Origin of the sequence: Mesorhizobium sp. M7A.F.Ca.ET.027.03.2.1 (assembly GCF_003999175.1) — a bacterium.
Classification (GTDB): domain Bacteria; phylum Pseudomonadota; class Alphaproteobacteria; order Rhizobiales; family Rhizobiaceae; genus Mesorhizobium.
Window position 1 is genome coordinate 1 of record NZ_RZOM01000184.1, and the last position, 7,571, is coordinate 7,571.

The 7,571-nt window shown below is 63.3% G+C and carries 7 protein-coding genes; 4 read left to right on the forward strand and 3 right to left on the reverse strand.

All coding sequences use genetic code 11. From position 1 onward, the window contains the following. Positions 1 to 316: 316 nt before the first annotated feature. Positions 317 to 1,030, forward strand: a complete 714-nt coding sequence (locus tag EN750_RS10850) for a DNA helicase (RefSeq protein ID WP_127396409.1) — start codon at positions 317 to 319, stop codon at positions 1,028 to 1,030. Between the two features lie 19 nt (positions 1,031 to 1,049). Here EN750_RS10850 and EN750_RS10855 read toward each other — a convergent pair whose 3' ends face one another. Then, on the reverse strand, positions 1,050 to 2,003 hold the full coding sequence (locus EN750_RS10855) for a hydrogen peroxide-inducible genes activator (protein ID WP_127396410.1): 954 nt from the start codon (positions 2,001 to 2,003) through the stop codon (positions 1,050 to 1,052). Between the two features lie 263 nt (positions 2,004 to 2,266). On the opposite strand from EN750_RS10855, the gene katG reads away from it, so the two are divergent. Together katG and EN750_RS10865 are read left to right on the forward strand one after the other, a co-directional pair. Continuing rightward, entirely contained in the window at positions 2,267 to 4,462 is a 2,196-nt protein-coding gene (gene katG, locus EN750_RS10860; RefSeq protein WP_127396411.1) for a catalase/peroxidase HPI, read from the forward strand. A gap of 181 nt (positions 4,463 to 4,643) precedes the next feature. Next, on the forward strand, positions 4,644 to 5,201 hold the full coding sequence (locus EN750_RS10865; protein WP_127396413.1) for a GNAT family N-acetyltransferase: 558 nt from the start codon (positions 4,644 to 4,646) through the stop codon (positions 5,199 to 5,201). Positions 5,202 to 5,245: 44 nt separating this feature from the next. Here EN750_RS10865 and EN750_RS39360 read toward each other — a convergent pair whose 3' ends face one another. Both EN750_RS39360 and EN750_RS10870 read right to left on the reverse strand, forming a co-directional pair. Continuing rightward, positions 5,246 to 5,494, reverse strand: coding sequence for a hypothetical protein (locus tag EN750_RS39360; RefSeq protein ID WP_164873808.1), 249 nt, complete (start codon positions 5,492 to 5,494; stop codon positions 5,246 to 5,248). Between the two features lie 177 nt (positions 5,495 to 5,671). Beyond that, positions 5,672 to 6,088: a helix-turn-helix domain-containing protein gene (locus tag EN750_RS10870; RefSeq protein WP_127396412.1), complete on the reverse strand. Its 417-nt coding sequence runs from the start codon at positions 6,086 to 6,088 to the stop codon at positions 5,672 to 5,674. Between the two features lie 164 nt (positions 6,089 to 6,252). Between EN750_RS10870 and EN750_RS10875 the strand changes: the two genes are divergently transcribed. After that, the coding region (locus EN750_RS10875) for a heavy metal translocating P-type ATPase (protein WP_245482673.1) at positions 6,253 to 7,571 on the forward strand (1,319 nt) is incomplete at its 3' end.

Below are 7,571 nucleotides of genomic sequence, written 5' to 3' on the forward strand. Positions count from 1 at the left end.
AAACAAAAACCCGCCTGTGCGGCGGGTCATTGGCGCAAATCAGCACCATGGACAAATATGTACCATAGCTGAGGGCAGGAAGTCAAGAAAAAATTCCTATCGTGAAGAGCCGCGAGTCCGGAGCCTGATCCCTGGAGGTCGGCGATTTTCGATACGCAGGGATTGAGCTATCATCTGATTCTGGCGCGGCCCACGCCACCTCCCTCCGCCGGGAAAGCATCGTTCATGCAGGGCGCTATCCAATCACCGAACCGACTGTTCGAGCACTTGGCATAAGGAGGGGTTGCAAAAACGGCTCGCACCAGGAGGTTTTGCGATGAAGTTGTCCGCGCCCATCTACCATCTCAAGCGTCAAGCCAGGCTTTTGTCTCGCGAGGGCAAGATTGCGCTGCACGAAGCGCTCGACCGTGTTGCAGCACAGGAAGGGTTCACCAGCTGGAGCCTGCTTGCAGCCAAGGCAGCCGAGGCGGCGCCCGCCGGCATGCTGTTTGCGCAACTTGCGCCCGGCGACCTGGTTCTGGTCGGTGCGCGACCCGGAAACGGCAAGACGCTGATGAGCCTCGAACTCGCGGTCGAAGCCATGAAATCAGGCCATCGCGGTGTGTTCTTTACGCTCGAATATACGCAAAGGGATGTGCTGGACCGGTTTCGAGCCATCGGGGCGGACCCGGTGCAGTTCAACGATCGGTTCGTGTTCGACAATTCCAACGCGATCAGCGCCGACTATATCGTCAAGGCATTGAGTTCGGCACCGCGCGGCACGCTGGTGGTGATCGATTATCTGCAACTGCTCGATCAGAAGCGGGAAAACCCGGAGTTGATGGCGCAGGTTCGCACGCTGAAGGCCTTTGCCGGCGACAGGGGATTGATCCTCGTCTTCATCTCGCAGATCGACCGGTCATACGATCCGGCGAAGAAATCGGTTCCCGATATCGGCGATGTGCGGTTACCGAATCCTCTGGACCTGTCGCTGTTCAACAAGACCTGCTTCCTGAACAAGGGCGAAATCCGGTTCCACGCGGCAGGCTGACGATCCGGTCAGCCAGCCTTCATTGGGCCGCTGCCGGTAGATTCAGAGGCCGCGCAAGCAATGCCGAACCGTGCTGCGCGCGCAATGCTTCGGCTGCCTGGCGAACCACTTCGGATATAAGCAGCAGCTGTTTGGCGATCGGGCTTGTCTTGCGCCAGATCATGCCGATCGTCCGCGACGGTTGGGGGTTGGCGAAGTGGGCGATAGAGACCGCCGCCGAGCGCGTCTCCACCGGCACGGCCATTTCGGGGATCAAGGTGACGCCGACGCCGGCGCCGACCATCTGCACCAGGGTCGACAGCGAGCTGCCGTCCAGCAACTCGCGCGGCCGTGCCGAATGCATGTTGCAGAACGACAGCGCCTGGTCGCGAAAACAATGGCCTTCCTCGAGCAGGAGCAGCCGCATCTCGCGCAACATTTCGCGGTTGGGCACCGGCTTTCCCTCATCCTCGCCGGGTCGGACCAGCACGAAGTTCTCGGCAAACAGCACGATTTCCGTCAGCGACGCTTCCGATACCGGCAAGGCGACGATGGCGGCATCGAGCCGCCCGTCGGCCAGTTCCTGGATCAGCTTCTGCGTCTGCGTTTCGCGCACATGGATATCGAGCCCGTCATGCATGCGGGCGAGGTTGCCGATGATGGCAGGCAAAAGGTAGGGTGCGATCGTCGGGATCACCCCGATGCGCAACCGTCCCACCAGCCGGTCGCGCGAGGCGCGGGCCAGATCTGTCAGCTCATCCACCGAGCGCAGGATGTCGCGAACGCGCAAGGCGAATTCCTCGCCGAAATTGGTCAGCCGGACCTGGCGTGGCCCTCTTTGGAAAAGCTCCGTGCCAAGCGTTTCCTCCAACTCCCGGATCTGCACCGAGATCGCGGGCTGCGAGATCGCGCAGGCATCGGCGGCACGGCCGAAATGATTGTGCCGCGCCAGCGCCTCGAAATAACGCAACTGCTTCAGCGTCAGGTTTGTCATAATGTCATCTTATCGCTGTAATCAGGAAATCCAACTTAAATTAATGAAGCGGCTTTGCTATAGGAGTCGCAACGAAGATGAGGAGCAGCCGGGACCGCCTGGTGAGGCGCATGCCCGCGGCAACAGGACATCCAACATATTCGGTCGCGTATCGGGCATATGGTCATCGCGCCAGCCATGAAACGGACCACCTCCAGGGACATCCAACGTCCCTGTTCACGCAGCAGTTGAACAGCTCAACACAGCCACGATCGGAGAAGAACATGGACGCACAGACCGATGATCCCAGCGCCGGCAAATGCCCCGTTGCACACGGCCCTTCCAGCAGGAGCAACCGTGACTGGTGGCCCAACCAGCTCGATCTTGGCGTTCTCCATCAGCAATCGAACCTTTCGGATCCGATGGGCGAAGAGTTCGACTATGCCGAGGAATTCAAGTCGCTCGATCTCGATGCGGTGATCAAGGACCTGCACCAGGTGATGACGGATTCGCAGGAGTGGTGGCCGGCCGACTTCGGCCATTATGGGCCGCTGTTCATCCGCATGGCCTGGCACAGTGCCGGCACCTACCGCATCGGCGATGGCCGTGGCGGCGCCGGGGCCGGCCAGCAGCGTTTTGCTCCGCTCAACAGCTGGCCGGACAATGCCAATCTCGACAAGGCGCGCCGGCTGCTGTGGCCGGTCAAGCAGAAATATGGCCGCAAGATCTCCTGGGCCGACCTGCTGATCCTCACCGGCAACGTCGCGCTGGAATCGATGGGCTTCAAGACCTTCGGTTTTGCTGGCGGCCGCGCCGACGTCTGGGAACCCGAACAGGACGTCGATTGGGGTTCGGAAACCAAGTGGCTCGACGACAAGCGCTACTCCGGCGACCGCGAACTCCAGGGCCATCTCGGCGCCGTCCAGATGGGATTGATCTACGTCAATCCGGAAGGGCCGAACGGCAGACCGGATCCGCTGGCTTCGGCACGCGACATCCGCGAGACCTTCGCGCGCATGGCCATGAACGACGAGGAGACCGTGGCGCTGATCGCTGGCGGTCACACCTTCGGCAAGACGCACGGCGCCGGCGATGCCTCGCTGGTGGGTGCGGAGCCGGAAGGCTCGAGCATCGAGGCGCAGGGCCTTGGCTGGTCGAGCAAGCACGCCTCCGGCATTGCAGGCGACGCCATCACCTCGGGCCTCGAGGTGACCTGGACCACGACGCCGACCAAGTGGAGCAACAACTTCTTCGACAATCTGTTCAACTTCGAATGGGAACTGACCACGAGCCCGGCCGGCGCGCATCAGTGGACGCCGAAGGGCGGCGCCGGTGCCGGGACCGTGCCGGATGCCCACGATCCGTCCAAGCGCCGCGCGCCTGCCATGCTGACGACCGATCTCGCACTGCGGGCCGATCCGGCCTACGAGAAGATCTCGCGGCGCTTCCATGAGCATCCGGACCATTTCGCCGACGCGTTTGCCCGCGCCTGGTACAAGCTGACCCATCGCGACATGGGTCCGATCGTTCGTTATCTCGGCCCGCTCGTGCCGAAGGAAGAGCTGATCTGGCAGGATCCGATCCCGGCGGTCGACCATGAACTGGTCGGCCAGCAGGACATTGCGTCGCTGAAGGCGAAGATCCTGGCATCGGGCCTTTCGGTCTCCGAATTGGTCTCGACTGCGTGGGCCTCGGCCTCGACGTTCCGCAATTCCGACAAGCGCGGTGGTGCCAACGGGGCACGTATCCGACTGGCACCGCAGAAGGATTGGGACGTCAACCAGCCGGCGGAACTGTCGAAGGTGCTAGCGAAGCTGGAAGCCATCCAGACGGAGTTCAACGCGGCACAGACCGGCGGGAAAAAAATCTCGCTGGCCGATCTCATCGTGCTCGGCGGTGTCGCCGCGGTCGAGAAGGCGGCGAAGGACGGCGGCCACGAAACCAAGGTGCCGTTCACGCCGGGCCGCATGGATGCTTCACAGGAACAGACCGATGTCCATTCCTTTGCCGCGCTCGAGCCGAAAGTCGATGGCTTCCGCAACTATGTCAGGGGCAAGCAGCCGATGTCGGTCGAGGCCATGCTTGTCGACCGGGCGCAATTGCTGTCGCTGACCGCGCCCGAGATGACGGTTCTGGTCGGCGGTCTGCGCGTGCTCGGCGCCAACACGGCCAAGTCGAAGCACGGCGTGCTCACCGACCGGCCGGGTACGTTAACCAACGACTTCTTCGTCAATCTGCTCAGCATGAACACGGTCTGGGATCCGGCCGCCGGCTCCGACGAAGTCTACGAGGCGCGTGACCGCAAGACCAAGGCGGTCAAGTGGACCGGCACCCGTGCCGACCTGATCTTCGGCTCGCACGCCCAGCTCCGCGCGCTTGCCGAGGTCTACGGGTCGGCGGACGCCAAGGCGAAATTCACCAGGGATTTCGTCGCGGCATGGACCAAGGTGATGAACGCCGACCGCTTCGACATCGCCTGAGATCGCTAAAGGTGATCCGGCGCGGCCGCGCCGGATCACCGGTCCTCCCAAGGCCCCAACGCCAGGGCCGTGTTTCCAGCGATGGGAGCGCGGCCTTGTCGTAAGAGATTGCGCTTTGGTGGACCGTGCCTTCCTGGGCAGGGATGCTATCTTGCCGGTGTCGCGTCTCCGCCAGTGCACCATGATCGAAATCGTCAAAACCGCGCTCGAACATCTGCCGTCCTACAAGGCGGCGCTCGAACGCGGCTGGTCGCCGGACAATGTGCGGCTGATGGAGGCGACGCGCGAGCAGCTCGCGGCCATCGAAAAGGATCCCGTGGCCTTTCTTGCCGACCTCGACGATCCCCAGGCCAAGGGTGGCGCGATCAGTTTGCCAGACGGCAAAAAGGTGCCGCGCCTACCGGGCTTCCGCCGCTGGATCTGGGACGGCGAGGCGTCGGGCTCGATCGGCTTTCGCTGGCAGAAGGGCACGTCGGAATTGCCGCCGCATGTGCTCGGCCATATCGGCTATGCGGTGGTGCCGTGGAAGCGGCGGCGCGGCTACGCCACCGAGGCGCTGCGGCTGATGCTGGACGAGGCGAGGGCGGTCGGCCTGGCTCACGTCGAGATCACCGCCAAGCCGGGCAATCCGGCCTCGCACAAGGTGATCCTGGCCAATGGTGGCAAGCTGGTCGAACGCTTTTTCGAGGATGCTGCCTACGGCGGGGCGGAAAGTTTGCGGTTCAGGATCGAGTTGTAGGGGCGCGGGGCGCCGCGGCCGGAGGGGTGGTTAGTTCTGCAGCATTAGTAATTGTAGGTCTTCACATGCGCCGTCATCGGAGTTCGTCCGGAAGCGCCAATAGCGGCCATCACGTCGAGTAAATCCGATACAATACCATGGCGATGAGCATCACCACGAGCGCGATGAAAATGCGTTCCACCCACCGCATCAGCTTCGACTTCGAGGGGTTGCCCGATATCGCGTTTCCCAATATGTCCCCAAGAAAATGAAGCAAATTGTCCATCGCGTGGTTGGCCTCCGATTTTATACATTTTGCCGTCAGTGATTGTACTGGATCAACCACTTTAACGTTAGCATGTCTGCGAAAAGTCAAAGCAGAAATATGCTCGTTTTTACGTCGCCCAGTGCCGGTGGTTCTGCAGCGCTGCGACTCTCTAGGTCACTGCACGGAACCCATAAGGCTGCGCCGCGTCGCTCCTTGTTCCGCCTCACCCATGTTCGTCAGCGCACAGCGCGTGATCGGACAGCGCGCGGATGACGTAGCAGTCGCCAACCGTCTTGCCACTGCAGCACGTGGCGATGCGTTCGAGCTCGGCCTCCAGCCGCTTTAGCTGAGTGATCTTCTCCCGTACCGAGATCAATTGTTCTTCGGCGATCCGGTCGGCGTGGCCGCAGGGCTGCTCGGGGTGGCTGCTCAATTCGATCAGCGAGCGGATGTCGTCGACGGCGAAGCCGAGGTCGCGGGCGTGGCGGATGAAGGCCAGCCGCTCCAGTTCCTGCCTGGAATAGCGGCGCTGGTTGCCTTCCGAGCGCTCGGGTGCCGCAACAAGGCCCATCTGCTCGTAGTAGCGGATGGTCGGCACCTTGACCCCGGTTCGGCGCGAGAGATCACCGATCGAAAACATGAAATTTTCCTCTTGAAGCTCTAGTGACTAGAGCAATTACAGTGCTGGACATCAGGATTCAAGACCCATGCGGCGACGCCGCGCGGGCAAGGCAGACAGGTAATGTGGTGACGGCACCCCTCAAGCAGGAAACAATCGGGCAGACACGGTTCAAGATCGGCGGCATGGACTGCGCCTCCTGCGCGGCCAAGATCGATACGGTGGTGCGCCGCCTCGACGGCGTCGCCGATGTCTCGGTTTCAGTGACCGGCGCCAGCATGACGGTCAGCCATGGCGGTTCGCTCAACGATGGCAAGGTGCTGCAGCAGGTGGCGCGGCTCGGCTACGGCATCGTCAAGGCGGAAGGCGGGGCCGATGGGCGTGCTTCAGTGGCCAAGGCACATGACCATGCTGATCATGATCACAGCGATGCCGAGCCGGGGCAGGCGTGGTGGCGCTCCCGCCGGACGGTGTTGACGCTGGCCTGCGCGGCAGCGCTTCTCGCCGCCTATGGCATCGGCCATCTGTTTCCGACGGCCGAGCGCTGGGTGTTCCTGGGCGCGTTGCTGGTCGGCCTGGTGCCGATCGCGCGGCGCGCGCTGATGGCGGCATTGGCCGGCACGCCGTTCTCGATCGAGATGCTGATGACCATAGCGGCGATAGGCGCCGTGATGATCGGCGCCACGGAAGAAGCCGCCGCCGTGGTGGTGCTGTTCCTGATCGGCGAACTTCTGGAAGGTGTCGCCGCCGGCCGCGCGCGGGCGAGCATCCAGGGGCTTGCCGACCTGGTGCCGAAGACAGCTCTGGTCGAGCGGGCAGGCGGCACATCGGAGGTTCCCGCCGAAGATCTCGCGGTCGGCGATGTCATCGTGGTGCGGCCGGGTGACCGCATCCCGGCCGACGGCGAGATCGTCGAGGGGTCGAGCTATATCGACGAGGCGCCGGTGACCGGCGAGAGCACACCGAAGCGCAAGGGTGTCGCTGACGCCGTCTTTGCCGGCACGATCAGCACCGACGGCGTGCTCAAGGTGCGGGTGACGGCGGCCGCGTCCGACAACACCATCGCCCGCATCGTGCGGCTTGTGGAGGAGGCGCAGGAAGCCAAGGCACCGACCGAACGCTTCATCGACCGCTTCTCGCGCACCTACACCCCGGCGGTGCTGGCGGTCGGCGCGCTGGTTGCGCTGTTGCCGCCGCTGCTCATTGGCGGCGACTGGAACGAATGGATCTACAAGGGCCTGGCGATCCTGCTGATCGGTTGCCCCTGCGCGCTCGTCATCTCGACGCCGGCGGCGATCGCCGCAGGTCTTGCGACCGGCGCGCGCCGTGGCCTGTTGATGAAAGGTGGTGCGGTGCTGGAAGGGTTTCGCCGGGTCACGGCGGTGGCCTTCGACAAGACGGGCACGCTGACCGCGGGCAGGCCCGTGGTGACCGACATCATGGCCTATGGCCGCGATGAACGCACCGTGCTGGCGCTGGCGGCGGCGCTCGAGCAGGGTTCCAG